This is a genomic window from Paenibacillus sp. PL2-23 (assembly GCF_040834005.1).
In the GTDB taxonomy this organism is placed as follows: Bacteria; Bacillota; Bacilli; order Paenibacillales; family Paenibacillaceae; genus Pristimantibacillus.
This window is the reverse complement of record NZ_CP162129.1, coordinates 3,361,534-3,381,677: the sequence shown is the minus strand read 5'-3', so window position 1 is coordinate 3,381,677 and position 20,144 is coordinate 3,361,534. Positions and strand designations below refer to the sequence as shown.

The 20,144-nt window shown below is 54.7% G+C and carries 19 protein-coding genes; 13 read left to right on the top strand and 6 right to left on the bottom strand.

Annotated features, from left to right (window positions below; genetic code table 11):
- Positions 1-36: 36 nt before the first annotated feature.
- Complete coding sequence (locus AB1S56_RS14805) at positions 37-762, bottom strand: MBL fold metallo-hydrolase (RefSeq protein WP_340873645.1); 726 nt, start codon at positions 760-762, stop codon at positions 37-39.
- A 144-nt stretch (positions 763-906) separates the two neighbouring features.
- Between AB1S56_RS14805 and AB1S56_RS14800 the strand changes: the two genes are divergently transcribed.
- The 3 genes from AB1S56_RS14800 (at position 907) to AB1S56_RS14790 (ending at position 2,306) form a co-directional block, all read left to right on the top strand.
- On the top strand, positions 907-1,119 hold the full coding sequence (locus tag AB1S56_RS14800; RefSeq protein ID WP_340873646.1) for a hypothetical protein: 213 nt from the start codon (positions 907-909) through the stop codon (positions 1,117-1,119).
- Between the two features lie 163 nt (positions 1,120-1,282).
- Entirely contained in the window at positions 1,283-1,864 is a 582-nt protein-coding gene (locus AB1S56_RS14795) for a stalk domain-containing protein (RefSeq protein ID WP_340873647.1), read from the top strand.
- 121 nt (positions 1,865-1,985) lie between these two features.
- A complete protein-coding gene (locus tag AB1S56_RS14790; RefSeq protein ID WP_340873648.1) occupies positions 1,986-2,306 on the top strand; it encodes a DUF1292 domain-containing protein in 321 nt (106 codons plus the stop codon).
- 73 nt (positions 2,307-2,379) lie between these two features.
- On the opposite strand, the gene AB1S56_RS14785 is transcribed toward AB1S56_RS14790, so the two are convergent.
- A complete protein-coding gene (locus tag AB1S56_RS14785; RefSeq protein ID WP_340873650.1) occupies positions 2,380-2,796 on the bottom strand; it encodes a DUF1885 family protein in 417 nt (138 codons plus the stop codon).
- Between the two features lie 62 nt (positions 2,797-2,858).
- Complete coding sequence (locus AB1S56_RS14780; protein ID WP_340873651.1) at positions 2,859-4,328, bottom strand: aminotransferase class I/II-fold pyridoxal phosphate-dependent enzyme; 1,470 nt, start codon at positions 4,326-4,328, stop codon at positions 2,859-2,861.
- Positions 4,329-4,514: 186 nt separating this feature from the next.
- Here AB1S56_RS14780 and AB1S56_RS14775 point away from each other — a divergent pair, with 186 nt between their 5' ends.
- Both AB1S56_RS14775 and AB1S56_RS14770 read left to right on the top strand, forming a co-directional pair.
- On the top strand, positions 4,515-5,717 hold the full coding sequence (locus tag AB1S56_RS14775; RefSeq protein ID WP_340873652.1) for an MFS transporter: 1,203 nt from the start codon (positions 4,515-4,517) through the stop codon (positions 5,715-5,717).
- A 256-nt stretch (positions 5,718-5,973) separates the two neighbouring features.
- Positions 5,974-9,000 (top strand): efflux RND transporter permease subunit, encoded by a 3,027-nt coding sequence (locus AB1S56_RS14770; protein ID WP_340873654.1) that lies wholly within the window; start codon positions 5,974-5,976, stop codon positions 8,998-9,000.
- Positions 9,001-9,070: 70 nt separating this feature from the next.
- Here AB1S56_RS14770 and AB1S56_RS14765 read toward each other — a convergent pair whose 3' ends face one another.
- Positions 9,071-9,727 (bottom strand): DUF1054 domain-containing protein, encoded by a 657-nt coding sequence (locus AB1S56_RS14765; RefSeq protein WP_340873655.1) that lies wholly within the window; start codon positions 9,725-9,727, stop codon positions 9,071-9,073.
- Positions 9,728-9,998: 271 nt separating this feature from the next.
- On the opposite strand from AB1S56_RS14765, the gene AB1S56_RS14760 reads away from it, so the two are divergent.
- Together AB1S56_RS14760 and gndA are read left to right on the top strand one after the other, a co-directional pair.
- Positions 9,999-10,595 carry a hypothetical protein gene (locus AB1S56_RS14760; RefSeq protein WP_340873657.1) on the top strand — a complete coding sequence of 199 codons (597 nt, stop codon included), beginning with the start codon at positions 9,999-10,001 and terminating at the stop codon, positions 10,593-10,595.
- Between the two features lie 211 nt (positions 10,596-10,806).
- A complete protein-coding gene (gene gndA / locus AB1S56_RS14755) occupies positions 10,807-12,219 on the top strand; it encodes an NADP-dependent phosphogluconate dehydrogenase (RefSeq protein WP_367903364.1) in 1,413 nt (470 codons plus the stop codon).
- 3 nt (positions 12,220-12,222) lie between these two features.
- Here the strand turns inward: gndA and AB1S56_RS14750 are convergent, their stop codons facing one another.
- Entirely contained in the window at positions 12,223-12,426 is a 204-nt protein-coding gene (locus AB1S56_RS14750; protein WP_340871812.1) for a hypothetical protein, read from the bottom strand.
- A gap of 262 nt (positions 12,427-12,688) precedes the next feature.
- Here AB1S56_RS14750 and AB1S56_RS14745 point away from each other — a divergent pair, with 262 nt between their 5' ends.
- The 6 genes from AB1S56_RS14745 to ptsP all read left to right on the top strand — a co-directional run bounded on the left by AB1S56_RS14745 (position 12,689) and on the right by ptsP (position 19,614).
- A complete protein-coding gene (locus AB1S56_RS14745) occupies positions 12,689-13,225 on the top strand; it encodes a shikimate kinase (protein WP_340871811.1) in 537 nt (178 codons plus the stop codon).
- Positions 13,226-13,247: 22 nt separating this feature from the next.
- Entirely contained in the window at positions 13,248-14,564 is a 1,317-nt protein-coding gene (gene aroA, locus AB1S56_RS14740; RefSeq protein WP_340871810.1) for a 3-phosphoshikimate 1-carboxyvinyltransferase, read from the top strand.
- A gap of 36 nt (positions 14,565-14,600) precedes the next feature.
- Positions 14,601-15,035, top strand: coding sequence for a CoA-binding protein (locus AB1S56_RS14735; protein ID WP_340871809.1), 435 nt, complete (start codon positions 14,601-14,603; stop codon positions 15,033-15,035).
- A gap of 137 nt (positions 15,036-15,172) precedes the next feature.
- A complete protein-coding gene (locus AB1S56_RS14730; protein WP_340871808.1) occupies positions 15,173-15,829 on the top strand; it encodes a hypothetical protein in 657 nt (218 codons plus the stop codon).
- Between the two features lie 159 nt (positions 15,830-15,988).
- Positions 15,989-17,875: a glucose PTS transporter subunit IIA gene (locus AB1S56_RS14725; protein ID WP_340871807.1), complete on the top strand. Its 1,887-nt coding sequence runs from the start codon at positions 15,989-15,991 to the stop codon at positions 17,873-17,875.
- The gene (gene ptsP, locus AB1S56_RS14720) at positions 17,872-19,614 is read left to right on the top strand and encodes a phosphoenolpyruvate--protein phosphotransferase (protein WP_340871806.1); all 1,743 of its coding nucleotides are present in this window, start codon (positions 17,872-17,874) and stop codon (positions 19,612-19,614) included. Before AB1S56_RS14725 ends, ptsP begins: the two co-directional genes overlap by 4 nt.
- On the opposite strand, the gene AB1S56_RS14715 is transcribed toward ptsP, so the two are convergent.
- Positions 19,611-20,141: a type 1 glutamine amidotransferase domain-containing protein gene (locus AB1S56_RS14715; RefSeq protein ID WP_340871805.1), complete on the bottom strand. Its 531-nt coding sequence runs from the start codon at positions 20,139-20,141 to the stop codon at positions 19,611-19,613. The two genes, ptsP and AB1S56_RS14715, sit on opposite strands and share 4 nt — an antisense overlap.
- Positions 20,142-20,144 lie beyond the last annotated feature (3 nt).

Sequence of the window (20,144 nt, the reverse complement as noted above, 5' to 3'; positions counted from 1 at the left end):
GGCGCCATAAACGGCGTCTCCTCCGGCTTTGTTCCATTATACATCGTAAACGGTGTGCTGCTTGACGAAACGCATGCGGCCAGTCTTGTCCGCATATTGCTCCATCGCATCTCCGTAATGCATCAGCCATGTCTTCTCCTGCACCTCAGCAGGCAGCGTCAGCAGCTCGTCCAAGCATGCGTGGACCACGCCGGGCGGCTCCAGCTGGCAATCATGGTAGATCGTCTCCACGCCTCTCTCCACCAGCTCCTGCAGGAGCTGGCCGTCAAACCGCATATCAGCGGAATAAAAAAAGGTGCCATTAAACAGGAATGAGAAGCTGGCTTTGCCTTCAATATGCTTGGTCTGGATCAGCTCCACGGTAAGGCCGTTGGCGAGTATGTACGACTTGCCCACTTGAAGGGGCTGCACCTCGAAGAAATCGGTGATGCTGTTCAAGTCGCCTTGGGTCAAGCCTCCCCTTAGCGTATGCTCCCATAGCGGCTCCACTAGCACGTCGGCAATATACAGCACGGGCTTGCGTTGATGCTTGAACATCATCTGGAAGGCCAGCTCCTCCAGTCCCCCGACATGGTCGCCATGAATATGGCTGATTAGAACGGCGTTCAGCTGCGGGAAGTCCATGCCGAAATCATGCAGCGCCTTGGGCAAGGTAATGCCGCAGTCGACGAGCAGTCGATAGCCGTTCGCTTCGATGAGCGCATTATTGTTGTTATAACGCTTGGCGAAGGCGCTCCCCGTCCCTAGCATTGTAATATGCATCTGAACCTACTCTCCCCTCAATTGGTCCCTTCTGTCACTGTACCAAATTTTGTGCTCGGTTGCCAATGCGGACAGAAGCACATCGCCGCATATTGGCATACAATGTCACAGGCAAGAGGATGATCATTGAAGGAGTGGGCGGGCATGAGCAAAGGCAAAGGCGCTAAGGGGAAAGCGGCGAAGGGGAAGCAGCTTGCGAACGATCGGAGGCAGGTCAATTACAAGCTGGTGCTGTCGGATACCTGCAAGGTTTGCAAGACGCCCTGCGCAAGAGGCATGCGTTACTTGGCCAGCATGCAGGAGCCCGGAGCGATTGGCAAGGGCGTGCCTTGTATTTTGACCAAAACAATGGGGTAATAAAGGGGGGTATATTTCCCAGGCAAGCGCAGGTTTCAACAGCATTTGACAACTTCGGAATCATTTGATCTCATATAAAATAAAACGCCCGCAGACCGCAACTTTGTTCGGCTCAGGGAGTATAACCTTACATCCAGAATAACGGATGGGGGTTAATGCAGCTATGAGGTTCAGGAAGGTAGCGGTTTGGCTGGTGCTGCTCAGCTTGTGCGGGGGCACCATCATCTTTGCAAACGACGCTGCTCAGAAGGTTCGTGTGCTAGTCAACGGTGGGGAATTGGCCGATAGCGGGCTTATGATTGACGGTAAAACCTATTTGCCGCTTAGAGAAGTGGCGAACGCGTTGAACGCCATCGTGAAGTGGGACAATGCCAATAAGCGCGCGACGGTCTACAAGCCGAACGTACATATGTTCCTGTACAACAAGGGGAATAGTCCATTCGGCGTGGTGGAGAAGGGCTTCCAGGGCAAGATCAAGGTATTCTCGCAGATCGATAATCTGCAGACGGACATTGCGGCCGTTAAGTTTTCCATTGTAGACCCATACGGGAAAGAAAAAACGATTCAAAACAAAAACGTGGCGAATGAGATGAAGGATAAGGACATCTTCTGGTTCGTCTCCGAGGAATTTGATTACAAATTCGAATCGACGGGCATTTATACGGTTCGCTTCTATCTGAAGCTGGAGGGCTCGGAGGAGTGGGCGGTCGTATCGGAGAAGCAAATTCCATCAAGGGCTCCTTAGGGTGAACAGGATAGGGCACGAAGACGCTCCGCGCCATGCGGAGCTTTTCGTTTGACCGTCTGTAGTTATACATGGTACGATGGCAAGGTATGATCAATTTAGTGAAATGGGGTAACAAATCATGAGCGAGCACAAGCAAGATCAGTGTGGCGATGACTGCGGCTGTGGACATGATCACGAGCATGAAGAGCATGTGTTCATCGTAACGAACGATGAAGGCGAAGAGCGCGAGATGGTAATGGTCTACACGTTCGAATCCGATGATAACGTATATGCTGTTCTGCTGGATCGCCAAGATCCGGAGCAAGACGGCGTAATCTTCCGCATAGAAGAAGAAGACGAAGAAGCATTCCTGGTCGGCATCGAGGATGACGCGGAATGGGAGCGCGTGACAGCCATTTATGAGGAAATTGCGCGTACGGAGAATGAAGGCAAGGAATAATGTTAGAAGATAAGGCTCCCTGATCGGCGTAACGCCAGTCGGGGAGCCTTTGTCATATTGTATGGTTGTTATACTATTTGCGCGGATTGTAATACATCGTTCTGCCGTTGAACAGGGTCAGCTCGGCCTGCCAGCGCTTCGCCATATATTTGCACAGCTCATTGGCTTTGGCTTTGTCGCCGTGGGTTGCTTCTTCAGGCAGCACAACCTGGACACAAGGAACGGAATCGCCGTCCGTGCTAGTCGCTTCCGATATCCCCATAATGATATGCCTGTAGGATGACGAGACGCCCTTCAGATAGAACCACCGCTCATCCCCCTCCGATTGAATCGTATAAGGGAAAGCGGCCCCCTCATAATCCCAGCCCAGCTGAGAGCCCGTTAACGAGGTCATCTCCCGGTAACGAAGCAGGGCATCCTCAACATCTCGAAGCGTAACGGATTGATCCTTGGAGCCTTTCACCAGCTTAATATAAGCGCTTTGACTCATCGGCATCACCTCTAGAGCCATCTTAGCATGGGCTGGAAAGGTTTACAAGATAGCGGCAACCGCTAGGAAATGGCTGTTTCCTCCACAATGACCTTTACAAATTCAATGCTGCGATCCTCGGGTCCTTTGACGGGCAGTCCCACCTCTACATGATCGACGATGTAGTCAATATTTTTCTGCGAGATGACTTCCCCTGGCAGCAGAATCGGAATGCCGGGCGGATAGACATAGATGAACTCCGCGATGATGCGCCCCGCCGACTCCTTGAACGGAATAACCTCCGTCTCGGCGTAGAACGCGTCTCTAGGCGTGAGAGAGAGCTGCGGAATGTCCGGGATTTTGACCACGAGCTCGCGAGCCTCGGCTCCTTCATAGAACGCGGCGGACAAGCCGCGGAGCGCCTCTAATAGCTTAGCTAACGAGTCTGAGGTATCGCCAGGCGTAACTAGGCAAAGAATGTTATACATGTCACTTAATTCGATTTCCAAATTATAGTGCTCCCGCAGCCAGTTCTCCGTCTCATAGCCTGTGATGCCAAGATGGCGAACATGAATCGTTACCTTGGTGGGATCATAGTCGAAGGTTGCTTCTCCGCCCAGAATGTCTTCGCCGAAGCTGTACAGCCCTGGAATCTCATTAATTTGACGGCGGGCATCCTGGGCAAGCGCGATTGCCTGCTCCGCGAGCTCACGGCCATGAAGGGCCAGATTGCGTCTTGATGTATCCAGGGAAGCCAGCAAAATATAGGAGGTGGACGTTGTCGTCAGCATGCTGATGATTGTCTGAACCCGCTGCGGATTGACGCGCCCCTTGCGAATGTTAAGCACAGAGCTCTGCGTCATGGAGCCGCCAAGCTTATGTACGCTTGTCGCCGCCATGTCGGCGCCGGCCTGCATGGCGGACATGGGCAGCTTGTCATGGAAGTGGATCAGTACGCCATGGGCCTCGTCGACGAGCACGGGAATGTCGTAGCTGTGCACAAGATCTACAATTTCCTTCAGGTTCGCGCAGATGCCGAAGTAGGTCGGGTTGATGACCAGCACCGCCTTGGAGTCGGGATGCTTCTCCAGCGCGCGGCGCACGGACCTTGTCGTAATGCCGTGATCAATGCCCAGGTTGTTATCTCTGGCGGGCGAGATGAACACGGGCCTGGCGCCAGCAAATATAATGGCCGCCATAATGGATTTATGCACATTGCGCGGGACGATAATTTTGTCGCCGGGAGCGCAGACGGACATAATCATCGTAATGATTGCTCCGCTGGTGCCCTGTACGGAGAAGTAGGTATAGTCGGAGCCGAATGCGTCTGCAGCCAGCTTCTGAGCCTGCTCGATGACGCCTGTCGGCTGATGCAGGTCGTCCAGCGGCGCTATATTAATGAGATCGATCGACAACGCGTTGTCGCCGATAAATGCGCGGAATTCAGAATCGCTTCCGAGGCCCTTCTTATGTCCCGGAATATGGAATTGAACGGGATTTTGCGCCGCATGCTCGCGAAGCGCAGTGAAGAGCGGTGTTTGACGATGATCCATCGCTGTCATCCCTGCCTTTCATGAAGTGTACAAACATAGTAGAGTATAACAAAAACAAGGGGGAATGCAAGCGGATATTGAAGCTGGCCGCTTGGAGCGCCCATTCGCATAGCCGATTTGTTCCCGAATTGTTCAAAGATGACACAAATCCAATATGTTACGATAGAGACGTGGGGGGATTGCTGCATGAAAGAAAGACGAAGAGATAGTCGATTAATGATTGTTATGGCTATACTTATGATTACCTTTATAGGGTTCGGCATTATCATCCCGGTTATGCCAGAAATTATTCTGGAGGCTGATCCCAAGGAAGCCGAGATGCATACGGGGCGCATGCTCGCGCTGTATTCGGCCGTATCCTTTATTCTGTCACCGCTGTGGGGAACGCTGTCGGACCGGATCGGCAGAAGGCCGGTCATCCTGACGGGACTGGCCGGGTTCTCCGCCAGCTTCCTGCTGTTCGGACTCGCGGGCGACAGCTTGACGCTGATGTATGCATCCCGTGCTCTGGGGGGACTGTTCTCCGGAGCGGTCGCTTCGGTTATCGTTGCTTATGTGTCGGACATTACGCCGCCGGAGCAGCGCACCAAAGGTATGGGGCTGGTCGGGATGTCCATAGGCCTCGGCTTTACGCTGGGCCCGGGCTTCGGCGGACTGCTCAGCATATTCTCGCTGAATACGCCGTTTTTTGCGGCTTCGGCGCTTGCGCTGACGACCTGTCTGCTGGCAGCGGCGAAGCTGAAGGAGTCGCTGCCCCCGGAGAAGCGCAAGGCCAAAAGCGAAAAAAGCGTTTCTCGTTGGAAGGCGTTCCAGGGACCGCTTAAATACCTGTATGTACTGGCGTTTTTTGTTACGTTTACGCTGGCGGGCATGGAAGCGACGCTTCAATTTTTTGGGATGAAGCGCTTTGATGTGACACCGCTTCAGGTTGGGCTGTTGTTTTTTGTATGCGGCTTGGTGGGCGCTCTGGTGCAAGGGGGCATTGTACGGCGCAGAATCAAGAAGGGCGAGGAAGGGAAGTACATCTCGATTGGCTTGGTCATATCGGCTGCCGGCTTCTTCCTGCTGCTTTATGCGCATTCGCTGTGGTGGGCCATTGTATCGCTTGCGGTATTCGGCGTCGGCAACGCTCTGATTCGTCCATGCGTAACCTCCTTGATTACGCAGAAGACGAAGGTCGGAGTAGGCGTGGCTTCCGGTCTCAGCTCGTCTATGGACAGCCTCGGCCGCATCGCCGGCCCTCTGCTGGGCTCCTTGCTCTTCACCATAGAGCTGGGCCTGCCGTACCTGATCGGCGGCATCTTGTGCTTGGCAGCGATGCTGCTAGTGCTCCGCTTCCGCCAATTGGATGCCAGAGAGCAGAAGCAGACCTCAGCAGCTTCATCATGAACCCATTAAGACGTCGGCGGGTGGCCGCAAGCCACCAGGGCCGGCGTTTTTTTGTTGCATTTTAAGAATAAATACGCTCCCTCTGCACTCGGTTCAAATCTCAAAGCGAAATGTAAGCGTAATCCCAGACTGAAGTCGCAGGCACGCTCCGTCTTGCGATGCGGTCGAATTACCGCCTACAGACGTTTTTCCTAACGATTCCCAGCGCTTATGATGGTATGGATAAAACCAGTAGAGAAGGAGCTTGTGCCACACTATGAACAAAATGACAGAATGGTCATTCCGAAACAAGGCGGCAATTCTATTGCTCGTCGTCATGGCGCTGGTGATGGGAGCCATCAGCTATTTACGCCTGCCCATGGAATTCCTCCCGTCCGCGGACAATCCGCAGGTTGTCATTACTGCAATCGGGCAAGGAAGCAGCGCAGGCACGATGGAGGAGCAGGTTACGAATCCGCTGGAGGAAGCGGTGATGTTCGTCGATGGCAAAACCACGATGTTCTCCACGACATGGGACGGTTATTCCCAGATCTCCATTAATTTTGATTCCAAAACAAACATGAAGGAAGCCAAAGCCGCGATCCAGGAGCTTATTGGGAGTGTGCCGCTGCCTTCAAATGTGATGCAGCCGTTCGTGACGCAGCTTAACACGTCCATGATACCTATCGGCTGGATTACGGTGTCGTTCGATGAAAGCATGTCCGAAACAGAGAAGAAGGAAAAGGTGTCCAAGGTACAAGCCGCTCTCCAAGCTATTGATGGCGCTGGAGCAATTACGGTGTCCGGCCTGGAGAGGGCGGTCATTACGATTGCGCCGAAGGCGGATAAGCTGCAGGAGGCTGGCCTGCCAGTGCTGTCGCTGATGAATGTGCTGCAGGGCAGAGGCGTAACAGTCTCCTTGGGCGACCGGAACGTGGACGGAGCGGCGGCAAATATCCAGCTGGTCGATCGAGTGGACGATCTGGAAGCATTACGGGCTCTTCCGATTGCTGCCGGCTTGACGCTTGCTGATGCCGCTGACGTGCAGCTCAGCTCGGAGAGCGAAAGCTTGAGCCGTATGAATGGCAAGGATGCCGTTATGCTGACGATCGCCAAAGCCGCCGATGCAAACGCCGTTGCGGTGGGCAACCAAGTGGAGAAGGAAATAGAGGAGCTGAATGCCAACGACCCTCAGATGGAGGCGCAGGTGTTAATCAGCACGGCAGAGTCCGTTGTGCATTCCGTGAACAGCATGCTGCGCGAGGTGCTCCTTGGGGCGCTGTTCGCAACGATTGTTATTCTGCTCTTCATGCGCAATCTCCGCGCGACGATTGTCACGATCGTATCCATCCCGCTGTCCCTTGCTATCACGTTATATTTGCTGCAGCTGTCCGGGGTGTCTCTCAATATCATTACGTTAGGCGGCGTAGCGGTTGCCGTTGGCCGGCTAGTGGATGACAGCATCGTCGTTATTGAGAATATATACCGAAGGCTGCAGCGCGAGACGTTCTCGATCGGTCTTATTACAGAGGCGACGAAGGAGGTTGCGTCGGCCATTACTTCTTCGACGATTGTAACGGTGGCCGTCTTCCTTCCTATGGGCTTGCTGCGAGGCTCCCTGCAGGATTTCCTGCTGCCGTTTGCGCTGACGGTAACTTACTCCCTGCTTGCCTCTCTTGTAGTCGCTCTTACGGTTGTGCCGTTGCTCAGCGCGGTGCTGCTGAAGGGTACGAAGGAGGCTGAGCACAAGGGCTCGACGCGCTTCTCTGCCTTTATGGCGTGGAATTTGCAGCGCAAATGGCTTCCCTTGACCCTGTCGGCGGTGCTGCTTATCGCCTCCGTTGGCGCTTATGCCGCGATGCCCAAGGGGGCGCTGGATGCCTCCAGCTCCGAGCATGTGAATGTCGAGCTTCAGTATCCAAGCGACACGCCTTACGACGAGGTGATCGCGGGCGGCGAGAAGCTGGAGGGCTTCATCCACGCACATGGGGATGTAGAGTGGGTGCTCATGGCCATTGGCAACAGCTCCGACAACGCGCAGTTCGGCGCCATCGTGTCCCCTACACTCGTCAGCTTGTTAGTGGACATGAAGGAGGGCGCGGACGCGGAAGCCTTCATGGATGCGGTTCGCGGGCAGCAATCCCAGTACGAGAACGCCGATCTTGCCGCTAATGCGATGGATCTCATGATGGGCGGCGGCTCCTCATCCATCTTTATGGATGTGACCGCTGAAGACGAGGATGGGCTGGAGCGGGCGGCCGAGCAGGCGCTTCGCGCAGCAGCAGACATAGATGGCGTGCTCAAGGTGGAAAGTAATCAGGAGGAGAAGAAGTCCGTCTATACCTTCGAGCTGAACGGCGAAGCGAGGGGCGAGGAGGTGGCCATGCAGCTGCAGGGGCTGCTGAATCCCGTACCGCTTGGCAGCATTCCCGTGGAGGGAGAGGCTGTCCCGGTGATGCTGCTCCCGATAGACAACCCCGATACGGCCGCCGAGCTGGAGAGCTTGACGGTATGGACGGAGGGCGGATCGCAAGCAATCTCCGATATAGCGACATTGACGCAGAAGGAGCTGCCTTCGACTTATTACCATAAGGACGGCGAAAATTATATTCGAATTACGGCAAATGTGGATCCCAAAAAGCTCTCGCTCGTTGGGGAGGAGCTAACGAAGTCGATTAACGGCTTGGAGCTGCCGGATGGCGCCCGCATTTCCATAGGCGGCGCATCTGCGGAGCAGTCCCAGGATTTCGCCGATCTGGGCTTAACCGCGCTGATCTCCATCGGGCTTGTCTATCTGATCATGGTTCTTGCCTTCAAGACGCTTCGGGCGCCGCTTGCCATCATGATTACGCTGCCGCTGGCGGCGATCGGAGCGGTACTGGGTCTGCTTGTCTCCGGCATAACGCCAGACTTTACAGCGATGTTCGGCGCGCTGATGCTGATTGGCATTGTTGTGACCAACGCGATCGTGCTTATCGACCGTGTCAGGCAGAATGAAGCGACGATGACCGTGCGAGAAGCGTTAATCGAAGCGGCTGCAACTCGTATGCGTCCTATTGTCATGACGGCGCTGGCCACCATCTGCGCGATGCTGCCGCTGGTGTTCGGCAGCCACGAATCCGGCAGCATCGTATCGCAAAGCCTGGCGATTGTCGTTATTGGAGGATTAGCCGTCGCGACGCTGCTTACGCTTATTATTGTGCCTTGCGTCTACGAGCTGCTGTTCTTCCGCAAATCTCGGAAGCAGAGGAGAGCGGCGGCAGCCCAGCAGGGCTCAGCTGTCGAAGCAGGCTCATCCACATAATTCCTAGCTGCTAAAGCAGAACAAGGCCTTCCGGGGGATAAGCAATCCCTCCGGAAGGCCTTGCGTCTATTTATTGGCTGCTGCCGCAAGCCATACGATACAGAGGCATAAGCGACTCGTACGTGGACGCGGCATAGGCCAGCAAGGCGTCGCCGTTACCCAGGAGCGGGTCGTCCGCGGCGACGTGACGTCCAATGAGCAGCTCGGCCTTCTGCACATCACGGAACCGGGTCAGTATGGCTCTCCAGCCGTCTTCGTCCAGCTCGCGAATCGGCGTGCTGTCCTTTTTCATATGATCCATGGACAGGACATAGTCCTGCGGCACCAACGCGATGACCTCATCCAGCCGCTCCAGCATGCCGGAGGCGATGCTCTTCTTGTTCGGCACCTCGTAGATGAGGGCGAGCCAGATGAACAGATGATCGTCGAATAGTCCAAGCTGGAAGTGGGGGTGTGCCTTGTACCCTCTCTTATTATCGCAGATCGCGAGCCAAGTATCCTTGGGCGGGTTCACGGTACGTCTGGCGTGTTTGGCAATATGGAGGTGCAGCTCCTTGCCCGCGAGCGGTGCGAGCTCGGCTGTCAGCCGCTCGCCAATAGCCCGGAATTTGGGCCGTATCTGCGCTTCGATGCCAGCCATTCTCTCCTCCAGCCCTTGCAGCTGAAAGACGTCGAAGTCAGCCTGCTGGAATCCGGCCAGAGCCGGGGATGTGAGGTTCGTTGTCATAGTGGAGCTCCTTTGTTATGTTATATTGAGAAGTCTTATTATTTGATAATCATTATAACATAGAATGGGCGTTCGTGCGCAGAACCATAGGGAAAATGAAGAAAGGGACGGAGTATTCCGAAAATTAGTCAATAATCCAAGTTGCCAGAACATAAGATGGAGTATAAGATATGGATAAGAACAAATTTTCAGACTATTTCGTCAACTGTCCAGCATTCGTTGTTTTCCCAAGTTCCCACTGCGTTTATATTAAAGTTAAGGAGGGATTGCCGTGAACAAAAGCTATGAAGTCGAATATTGCAATTTGGAGCTACGATTCGAACGCCGGCAAATCCAAAATCTCATCCGTGATCTTATTCAGGAAGGGTACTCCTTGTATTGGAGCGAGACGGAGGGACAGTTTCTCGTGTCGATTCGGACGGGGCGCAAGCTCGTGAAGCTGCATTTCCAACGTATGAACAGCCGGTACAAAATTGTGGGCGATTATATTATCAAGGATGAAAAATTGTCGGAGCTGCTCGAAAAGCTTATTAATGACACACGTGGACATGCGGTCGTGAAGCGGATCAAGGATCGTCAAATCGTGATTGAGAACATTATGTTCGGCGAGATTATACGACTTGTGGAGGTGTCTGGCATGGAACATCGGATTATTTATCAGAAGAAGCCCCTTGTCACCATTGAAGAAATGATCAAAGCGTTCCAATCGAAACGAGCTGAGGAAAGGGCTGTGGTGCTGCGCTACGAGCTGGATTACGAGCTTTGCGTGCTGCAAGAAGCTTTGGAGGCCAAGGATGAGGAAGCGGTTACAAAATCGAAGGAGAGGCTGATGGGACTTCGGTCCGAAATGCTTCAGCTGGAGCTATAATGAATGATTGATTGCATATGGACTTGGGATTAGAAACGATCTTATGCTTGGCGCGGGGACCGCGCGGCGTAAGGTCGTTTTTTTGAATCGGTTAATAAATCTAATGCGTCGGCGTTACAATTTTGGATGCAAACAGTTTTCATCTGGGGCAGAAAAGAGTAGAATAGAGCTATTGTGTACAAAACTACAGACAAAGGATGGAAAAAACCAGATGTCAAAACAACAAATCGGCGTTATCGGACTTGCGGTCATGGGCAAGAACTTGGCTTTGAATATTGAAAGCAGAGGCTTCACGGTGTCGGTGTTCAACCGTTCCCGCGAGAAGACGGATGATCTGATGAAGGAAGCGGCGGGCAAAAACCTGGTGCCGGCTTACTCCATCGAGGAGTTCGTGCAGTCGCTGGAGACGCCGCGCAAGATCCTGATCATGGTGCAGGCGGGCGCGGGTACTGACGCGACGATCGAATCGCTTGTTCCGCATCTGGACCAAGGCGATATTATCATCGACGGCGGCAACGCTTATTTCCCTGACACGCAGCGCCGCAGCAAGGAGCTGGAGGCGAAGGGCTTCCGCTTCATCGGCACGGGCGTATCCGGCGGCGAAGAGGGCGCGCTGAAGGGCCCATCCATTATGCCTGGCGGACAGAAGTCGGCTTATGAGCTGGTGGAGCCGATTCTGACGGCTATCTCCGCCAAGGTTGGCGAAGACGCATGCTGCACTTACATTGGACCGGACGGCGCTGGCCATTACGTGAAAATGGTGCACAACGGCATCGAATACGGCGATATGCAGCTGATCTGCGAAGCGTACGACCTGCTGCAGAACGTGCTTGGCGTCAGCACGGAGGAGCTCCATGAAATTTTCACGGAGTGGAACAAAGGCGAGCTGGACAGCTACCTGATCGAAATTACGCGCGATATCTTCGCGAAATACGATCCGGAGACGGGCAAGCCGATGGTAGATGTGATTCTGGACTCCGCGGGACAGAAGGGCACAGGCAAATGGACGAGCCAAAGCTCGCTGGATCTGGGCGTGCCGCTGTCCATCATTACGGAATCCGTGTTCACCCGCTTCCTGTCGGCTATGAAGGAAGAGCGTGTAGCGGCAAGCAAAGTGCTGAAGGGCCCTGCGAAGGCGCCGTTCCAAGGCGACAAGGCGGCATTCATTGAATCCGTGCGCAAGGCGCTGTTCGCGAGCAAAATTTGCTCCTACGCGCAAGGTTTCGCGCAGATGCGCGCGGCTTCCGAGGAGTACGGCTGGGATCTGCGCTACGGCGACATCGCGATGATCTTCCGCGGCGGCTGCATTATTCGCGCGCGCTTCCTGCAGAACATCAAGGACGCGTACGACCGCGATCCGGAGCTTCGCAACCTGTTGCTGGATCCGTACTTCCAGAACATCGTGGAATCGTACCAGGGCGCATGGCGCGAGGTTGTCGCTGCAGCCGTGACGAACGGTGTGCCGGTACCGGCATTCGCGAGCGCGCTGGCGTACTTCGACAGCTACCGTACGGAGCGCCTGCCGGCGAACCTGCTGCAAGCGCAGCGCGACTACTTCGGCGCTCATACGTTCAAGCGTGTTGACAAGGAAGGCAGCTTCCACTTCAACTGGATGCAAGCGTAAGCTTCACCGTTCCGGGATTAGCCCGTAAGCGGCTTGTCTCAGCAAATGACGAAGCCGGCTGGCCTCTTGATCGCAGTAGTGCCTGCGCACGATGAGCGCCATCGCCGCTTCGGCAAAGTACAGAAAATTCTGCATCAAGCGTGGCTGCGGCAGATCCATGAAGGATGGGTCCCCGTCAGCCACCTTTTTTTTGATATACCCCAGCATCCAGACTACATCCTCACGGCAAAGGGGATGGTCGGGGTCCAGTATTTGTCTGATCCTGAGCTCTGTAGCATGAAAAGCGTGTGTCGCAGCTTCGCTTGGCATAGCTTGTCGCTCCCTTATATGGAATAGGCATTCTCGTGCATCATTAACATCCATACGGCATATTGCGATATTTTATACCCGTCGCTCCAAAAAAATATGATATGATATGGAAGAAATGAAAGCCCTACCGAAAGATAAGGGAGATAAGGAAGGTTGATCAATGGATTCACAAGCAATACGCGACAAATTGGTCTTAATCGGCTTTATGGGCACGGGCAAATCCAGTGTCAGCCGGCTGCTGTCGGAACGGCTGGGATATGCCAGAGTGGACGCGGATGAAGAAATTGAACGCGCGGAAGGCCGGACCATCTCGTCCATCTTCCAGAGCGACGGCGAGGAAGCGTTCCGTGACATTGAGAGTCGGGTGCTGACAGCGCTACTGGCACGGAAGGAGCCCATGGTGCTTGCCACAGGCGGGGGAGCCGTGCTGAGGGAAGGCAATCGCGATGCAATGCTGCATGGCGGCTTTGTCGTATCGCTCCAGTGCAGCGCGGAGCAGATTATTGACAGGGTTATGTCCGATACGGCCAGACCACTGCTCCAAGGGGATGTGGAGAGCCGAGTGCGCACGCTGCTGAAGCAGCGGCAAGGCATTTATGACTTTGCTCATCTGACGATCGACACAACAGAGCTGTCTGTGGAAGAGGTTGCAACGATCATCATCAATCAATGGAAGCTTCATCATTCCAATTCATAATAGAAGGAGACATAATCGAGACATGGATGTAATCGTTACGCCGACGCCCCGGCTGAAGGGCAGAATTGAGGCGCTGTCCTCGAAGAACTATACGACAAGATATTTGCTGGTAGCGGCTCTTGCGGAAGGCACCAGCACGATTTATTTTCCCGCGCACAGTGAAGACAGCGACGCTATGCGCCGCTGCATTCGCGATCTGGGGGCATTGGTGGAGGAGGACGACGAGAAGATCGTCATTACCGGCTTCGGCCGCAATCCCAAGCCGGTAGAGCAGCTGGATGTAGGCAATGCGGGCGCCGTTCTGCGCTTCCTCATGGCGGTGGCGTCGTTATGCCCGGACGTTACCTTCATTAATCGTTACCCGGATTCGCTCGGCAAACGTCCTCATGATGATTTGATTGAGTCGCTGGGCAAGATGGGCGTTACAATTGAGCATAATGAAGGCAAGCTCCCGATTCGCATTCAAGGCGGACAGCCGCGCGGCGGCAAAATTCAAGTGTCCGGCAACATCAGCTCGCAGTTCCTGAGCGCGCTCTTGTTCTTGACTCCGCTCCTCGACGAGGACAGTGAAATCGAGGTGCTTCACGACTTGAAGTCCAAGGTGGTCGTCGGACAGACGCTTGAGGTGCTGGAGCAAGCCGGCATCGTCATTCATGCGGACGAGGATTATATGAGGTTCAGAGTGCCGGGGCGTCAGCGTTATGAAGCGAAGACGTACTACGTACAAGGCGATTACCCGGGCTCCGCGGCCATTCTCGCCGCTGCCGCTGTAACGGAGTCTGACGTCGTTGTGAACCGTTTGCTGGAGCGCAGCAAGCAGGGCGAACGCGCGGTTGTGGATGTACTGCGGATGATGGAAGCCCCGCTTACCCACGAGAACGGCGTTGTGCACGTGCAAGGCAACGGCAAGCTGAAGGCGGTAGAGTTCGACGGGGACCATGCGACTGACGCCGTTCTGGCGATGGTGGCGGCCGCCGTGTTTGCGGAGGGCACATCGCGTTTCTATAATGTAGAGAATCTTCGCTACAAGGAGTGCGACCGCATTACCGACTATTTGAATGAGCTGCGCAAGGCGGGAGCGAACGTGGAGGAGCGCCAAAGCGAGATCATCGTGCATGGCCGTCCGGAAGGCGTCGAGGGCGGCGTCGACATCGACGCGCATTATGATCACCGGGTCATTATGGCGCTGACGGTCGTGGGACTGCGCGCCAAAGCGCCGATCCGTATTCATGACGCGCATCATGTCGCGAAATCGTACCCGATTTACTTTGACCACCTGAAGGCGCTGGGCGCCAACGTGGAATGGGTGCAAGGCGAAGGCGATTCCTCTTCTCATTAAAAGTGTTGAATCTTAATGAACCGAGGGGTGAAGGCTATGGCATTTCATAATCCAGATAGAGAGCAGATCAGAGAGCTGCTGCGTTCAAGCGAGACGATTGCGGTTGTCGGACTGTCCGACAAGCCGGATCGGGTTTCCTATATGGTATCGGAAGCCATGCAGAAGAAGGGGTATACGATTATTCCTGTTAATCCGAACGCGGAGACGATTCTGGGGCAGCAAAGCTACGCGAAGCTAAGCGATATTCCCGTCCCGGTAGACATTGTCAATGTGTTCAGACGGAGCGAGCATACGCCAGCTGTCGCCGAGGAAGCGGCTGCCATCGGTGCCAAAACCTTGTGGCTTCAGCTAGGCATATCGAACGACGAAGCGGCGAATATCGCCTCAGCGGCAGGGATGAACATCATTATGGATCGCTGCATCAAGGTGGAGGACTCCATCCTCCTGCCCCAAGGAAAATCCAAAACCTGACGGTAATAATATTCGTGTCTATTCTCCACAATAAGAAAGGCTTCAGCGAGGCAAACCAATGACGCAAGCAAGAAAGCGGGCGTCGGTTGGGCCAGCAGCGCTTGAAGACTTACGCACACACCCAAGGAGGACACGACGTGAATCAATATTCGGGACAGCCGGTACAACCATTTCAAGGCGGGCAACAGAGCTATCTGAACCAGAACCAATCGCAATTTCAGCCAGTACAATCCCATTATCAAGGCCAGCTGAGCCAGCCGACGTTCAACCAGACTCAAACAAATGGATCGATCGTCAGCAACCAAGCAGCAGGCTACGGCGCGCAAGCGCAAATGGGCTACCAGCATGCTGCACCCGCCTATCAATCCTATTCGCAACCGGCCGTTACGAACCATTCATTCATTTCGCATCAACCGGTACAAAGCTATGCAAGCTCTCCTGCGACAGCCTTCGGCAACGTAGGTCCGGTTATCGCGCATACGGGCTATCAAGCGGGCCAGAACACAAACACGGCTCAATCTCATAGCCAATATGGCCAGCACTCTTATTATCAGCCAGTGCAGGCTGCGTTCAACGCCATGAACAATCAATCGATGACGAATCAGTCGATGATTAATCAGTCGATGGCCCAGCACCAAGGAAATGCCAATGCCCAATACGGCATGACCCAGACGCATTCCAGCACAGGACTGAACCCTGTATATAACGCGACGCATGCTTATGATCAAGCAGGTCCCGTTATTTCCAAGGTAGGTTGGCAAGCGAGCAGCTCGAACGCTTCTTACACCCGATAACCCCTTGCATAAGGGAAAGAATCATCAACAGGGCGGGCCACTGGCCCGTCTTTTATTTTTGGCTTTTGACAAAAAGCAAGCCAGCGCTTAACATCGTAATAAAGGTTGTTCCCATCCAATCAACAAACAGAAGATAGCGCTTACGAAGGAGGCAAGCCGATGACTTTCATAGGGAGCCTGCAGCAATTGGGCAGGGCTTTCATGCTGCCGATGATCGTGCTGCCCGCAGCGGCCGTGTTCCTCAGCATCAGTCAGCTGCCATGGGAGCTGATTGGCCTGCCGGGGATGCCAGAGCATCTGAGGAATGCAAGCGACATCATATTCGCTTATTTGCCGTATATATTCGCGCTTGGCATCGCGCTTGGCTTAACGAGCAATGCCTTGGCCGCAGGAATGGCGGCATTGATCGGCATGATTATTTATAAGGGGATTACGGGCTCCGCCGATCCCAATATCGAGCCGACGGTTCTGATCGGCGCCATTATCGGTATTTTTTCGGGATTCAGCCATGAGCGGTTCAAGGATTTGCGGCTTCCGGAATATATTCAGTTTTTTGGCGGGCCGCGTTTTGTTCCGTTGTTCGTCAGTTGTATTTCGCTTATATTCGCCATAGGTATGGTTAATGTTGCTCCCGCTCTGCAAAGCTTGCTTGTACAACTGGGTGACACAGTATCTACCGGCGGCGGCTTCGGCGTGTTCCTGTATGGCTTCATCCATCGTATTCTCGTTGTGTTCGGGCTTCACCATCTGGTCAGCCATGTGTTCTGGTTTCAGATCGGAGGCTTCGAGACGGAGGCCGGGAATACCGTATACGGGGATTTGCCGCGTTTCTTTGCGGGGGACCCCACCGCCGGCAGCTTTATGGCCGGGCTGTATCCCACCATGATGTTCGCGCTGCCCGCCATTGCATTCGCGATTATTCACGAGGCGCGGGAGGATTTGAAGCCTAAGATCCGCAAGACGTTTATGTACGCCGCGCTGGCGTCGTTCCTGACAGGGGTGACGGAGCCTGTCGAATTTGCGTTTCTGTTCGTCGCGCCATATTTGTACGTCGTTCACGCGCTCCTGTCCGGCTTTATCATGTGGATTACATATGAGCTGGGCATCCTGCACGGCTTCTCTTTCTCGGCAGGCGCCATTGACTTTATTCTGAATGCCCATCTGGCTACACGAGGCTGGCTGCTGATTCCGATTGGCATTGTGGTTGGGATCATCTATTATTTGCTGTTCAGGTGGGCGATCCGCCGATTCCGCATTCCCACTCCGGGACGCGAGGAGGGCTCTCAGCTCGACGAATGGGCCGGGGATATCCCTTATCGGGCGCCGCTCATTCTGCAAGCCATAGGCGGCAAACAAAATATTGTGCAGATGGAATCCTGTATCACCCGTCTCCGACTGAAGGTATCGAACGAAAAAATTATCGATATTAACGCGCTTCGCAATCTGGGCGCGGCGGGGGTTATCCGGCTGGGCGGCGGCCATGTTCAGGTCGTGTTCGGCACCTATTCCGAGCTTATTCGCGAGGAGATGCTGAAGGCGATTCGGCGCGACCAGGCCCAGGTGCTGTTCCATTCGCCGATGCAGGGCCGCATGATTCCTCTCGAAGAGGTGCCTGATCCCATATTCGCCGGCAAGCTGGTGGGTCAGGGCGTCGCGTTTATCCCGGAGAAGGGAGAGCTTGTATCGCCGGTTAAGGGGAAGGTTATGCATATTTATCCGACGATGCACGCCATCGGCATCAAGACGGCGGAAGGGCTGGAGGTGCTGCTGCATATTGGCATCGACACGTCCCGTCTGGGAGGCAAATCGTATTTCGAAGCCTTCGTCAAGGAGGGAGACGACGTCACTCCCGGCAAGCTGCTGATCCGCTTCAATCTGCAGCGGGTTCGCAAGGAAGCCAAATCCTTGGCCACACCTATGGTCATTACGAACTCCGATATCGTCCAATCCTGGAGATACGCGCCGTTCAAAGCGGTGAGGAAGGGCCAATCGTCGGTCATGTCAGTCGTGCTTAAAGAGAGCAATGGTGGAGGGGAAACACAATGATTCAAGGGATTGGCGCCTCGTCGGGCATCGCGATCGGGAAAGCTTTTGTGCTGCCGAACTGGGAGTGGGAGGTACCCGATCAGAAGATCGACGTTGCGGATTTCGCCAGAGAGTTCGAGCGGGTGTATGAAGGGATTCGCACCTCCAAGCACGAAATCGAGCAGATCAAGGACGAGCTGAGGGAGGTTGTCGGCTCAGAGGAAACACATATATTCGACGCCCATATCGCGATATTGGACGACCCCGTGTTCATGAACGAAATTCAGGGCATTATCCAGCGCCAGTACAAGGCGGCGGAAGTGGCGGTCAAGGAGGCGATTGACCACTTCGTCACGATGTTCGACCTGCTGGACGACGAATATATGAAGGAGCGGGCGCTCGACATCAAGGATGTAGGCAATCGTCTGCTGAAGCATCTCCTGGGTGTGCCTGAGATTGCGCTGCCGAAGGATACACAGCCGTTCATTCTCGTTGCGAAGGAGCTGTCTCCGTCGCAGCTGGCCCATATTAACCCCGATCATGTGCTGGGCATTGTGACGATGGCCGGGAGTACGACTTCCCATTCCTCCATCATGGCTCGCGCTTTGGGCATTCCCCTTGTCGTGGGAGTGGAGGGGGATCTGAACGAGCCGATTAATACGGGCCAGATGATTGTCGTCGACGGCGGAGAAGGCAAGGTGTATATCGAGCCGGAGCCCGCCATTATCGCCGAATATGAACGGCTTCGAGAGAGCGAGACTGAGGAGAAGAGGAAGCTTCAGCATATCGCGGACCGCACCTCCGTCACGCCGGACGGCAAGTCGCTGAGGCTGAAGGCGAATATCAGCTCCATGAAGGAGCTCGAAATTGCCCTGTCGAGCGGAGCGAGCGGCGTGGGGCTGTTCCGGACGGAGTTTCTATACATGGACCGCAGCCGGTTCCCTCGCGAGGAGGAGCAGTTCGAGGTGTACCGAAGCGTGGCAGAGCGCCTGGGAGGGGAATCGCTGGTCATCCGAACGCTGGATATTGGCGGCGACAAGCAGCTGGATTACTTCGAGCTGCCAGAGGAAGATAATCCATTCCTGGGATACAGAGCCATCCGTATCTCATTGGACCGCAGAGATCTGTTCAAGACGCAGCTTCGAGCTATTCTCCGCGCAAGCGCCTTCGGGGATGTGAAGTTGATGTATCCCTTGATCTCTTCTCTCGAAGAAGTGAGAGCGGCGAACGCCATTCTGGATGAAGCAAGACGGGAGCTGGATGAGGACGGCATCGCTTATGACAAGGCGATGAAGGTGGGGATCATGATTGAGGTGCCCGCAGCCGTCATGATTGCGGATTTGCTGGCCCAGGAGGTTGATTTCTTCAGCGTCGGCACCAATGATCTGGTGCAGTTCACGCTTGCGGTCGATCGGATGAACGAGCAAATTTCCCATCTCTATGATCCATTCCATCCCGCATTGCTGCGGATGCTGCTGCAGACAGCGGAAGCGGCGAAGAGACAGGGCATTACGGTCAGCGTGTGCGGGGAGATGGCTGGCGACCTCAGAGCGCTGCCGATTTGGCTCGGTCTTGACGTTGACGACCTTAGCATGTCGGCTCACTCCATTCTGCATGTGAAGCAGAGACTTCTGATGACCAGGCAGGAGGAGAGCAGAGCGCTGCTTGAGCAGCTCAAAGCGTGCCGCACCAGCAACGAAATTGTGCAGCGCTTGAATGATTTCAAAGCGACTATAAACGAACGAACAGCGAATGGCTAGCCCATTCGCTGTTCTAATGCGTCCACAAATGCTTTGGCGTACGGCGGGAGATCAGGCGGTCTGCGAGCGGAGATCAGATTGCCGTCCACCACAACCGGCTCGTCGAACCATTCCGCACCTGCGTTCTCCATATCATCCCGTATGCCCGGCGTCGATGTGACCTTGCGACCATGCAATATTTTGGCTGATATTAGCACCCAGCCCGCATGGCAGATTTGGCCGATCGGCTTGTCCGAGTCGTTAAGCTCTTGTACCAGCTGGAGCACCTTCGGGTAGCGTCTCAGCTTGTCGGGGGCCCAGCCGCCAGGAACAAGAAGGCCTTGAATGTCCCGGCTGTTCATCTCGTCGAAGGATATGTCCGCCACGGCGGGTACGCCATATTTGCCAATATGCGTCTTGCCTTTCTCGGGCCCTGCGAACAGCACCGTCGCGCCAGCCTCGCGGGCGCGGTATACAGGATACCATAATTCCAGATCCTCGAATTCGTCGTCCAGCAGACAAATAACCGTTGTGTTGCTCAAGCTCATTAT

Coding starts and splice junctions, on each gene's coding strand:
- gndA (WP_367903364.1), top strand. CDS start 10,807: ATGTCAAAACAACAAATCGGCGTTATCGGACTTGCGGTCATGGGCAAG.
- AB1S56_RS14735 (WP_340871809.1), top strand. CDS start 14,601: ATGGCATTTCATAATCCAGATAGAGAGCAGATCAGAGAGCTGCTGCGT.
- AB1S56_RS14745 (WP_340871811.1), top strand. CDS start 12,689: ATGGATTCACAAGCAATACGCGACAAATTGGTCTTAATCGGCTTTATG.
- AB1S56_RS14805 (WP_340873645.1), bottom strand. CDS start 762: ATGCATATTACAATGCTAGGGACGGGGAGCGCCTTCGCCAAGCGTTAT.
- AB1S56_RS14750 (WP_340871812.1), bottom strand. CDS start 12,426: ATGCTGGGGTATATCAAAAAAAAGGTGGCTGACGGGGACCCATCCTTC.
- AB1S56_RS14715 (WP_340871805.1), bottom strand. CDS start 20,141: ATGAGCTTGAGCAACACAACGGTTATTTGTCTGCTGGACGACGAATTC.
- AB1S56_RS14770 (WP_340873654.1), top strand. CDS start 5,974: ATGAACAAAATGACAGAATGGTCATTCCGAAACAAGGCGGCAATTCTA.
- AB1S56_RS14725 (WP_340871807.1), top strand. CDS start 15,989: ATGACTTTCATAGGGAGCCTGCAGCAATTGGGCAGGGCTTTCATGCTG.
- aroA (WP_340871810.1), top strand. CDS start 13,248: ATGGATGTAATCGTTACGCCGACGCCCCGGCTGAAGGGCAGAATTGAG.
- ptsP (WP_340871806.1), top strand. CDS start 17,872: ATGATTCAAGGGATTGGCGCCTCGTCGGGCATCGCGATCGGGAAAGCT.
- AB1S56_RS14765 (WP_340873655.1), bottom strand. CDS start 9,727: ATGACAACGAACCTCACATCCCCGGCTCTGGCCGGATTCCAGCAGGCT.
- AB1S56_RS14780 (WP_340873651.1), bottom strand. CDS start 4,328: ATGGATCATCGTCAAACACCGCTCTTCACTGCGCTTCGCGAGCATGCG.
- AB1S56_RS14800 (WP_340873646.1), top strand. CDS start 907: ATGAGCAAAGGCAAAGGCGCTAAGGGGAAAGCGGCGAAGGGGAAGCAG.
- AB1S56_RS14785 (WP_340873650.1), bottom strand. CDS start 2,796: ATGAGTCAAAGCGCTTATATTAAGCTGGTGAAAGGCTCCAAGGATCAA.
- AB1S56_RS14790 (WP_340873648.1), top strand. CDS start 1,986: ATGAGCGAGCACAAGCAAGATCAGTGTGGCGATGACTGCGGCTGTGGA.
- AB1S56_RS14795 (WP_340873647.1), top strand. CDS start 1,283: ATGAGGTTCAGGAAGGTAGCGGTTTGGCTGGTGCTGCTCAGCTTGTGC.
- AB1S56_RS14775 (WP_340873652.1), top strand. CDS start 4,515: ATGAAAGAAAGACGAAGAGATAGTCGATTAATGATTGTTATGGCTATA.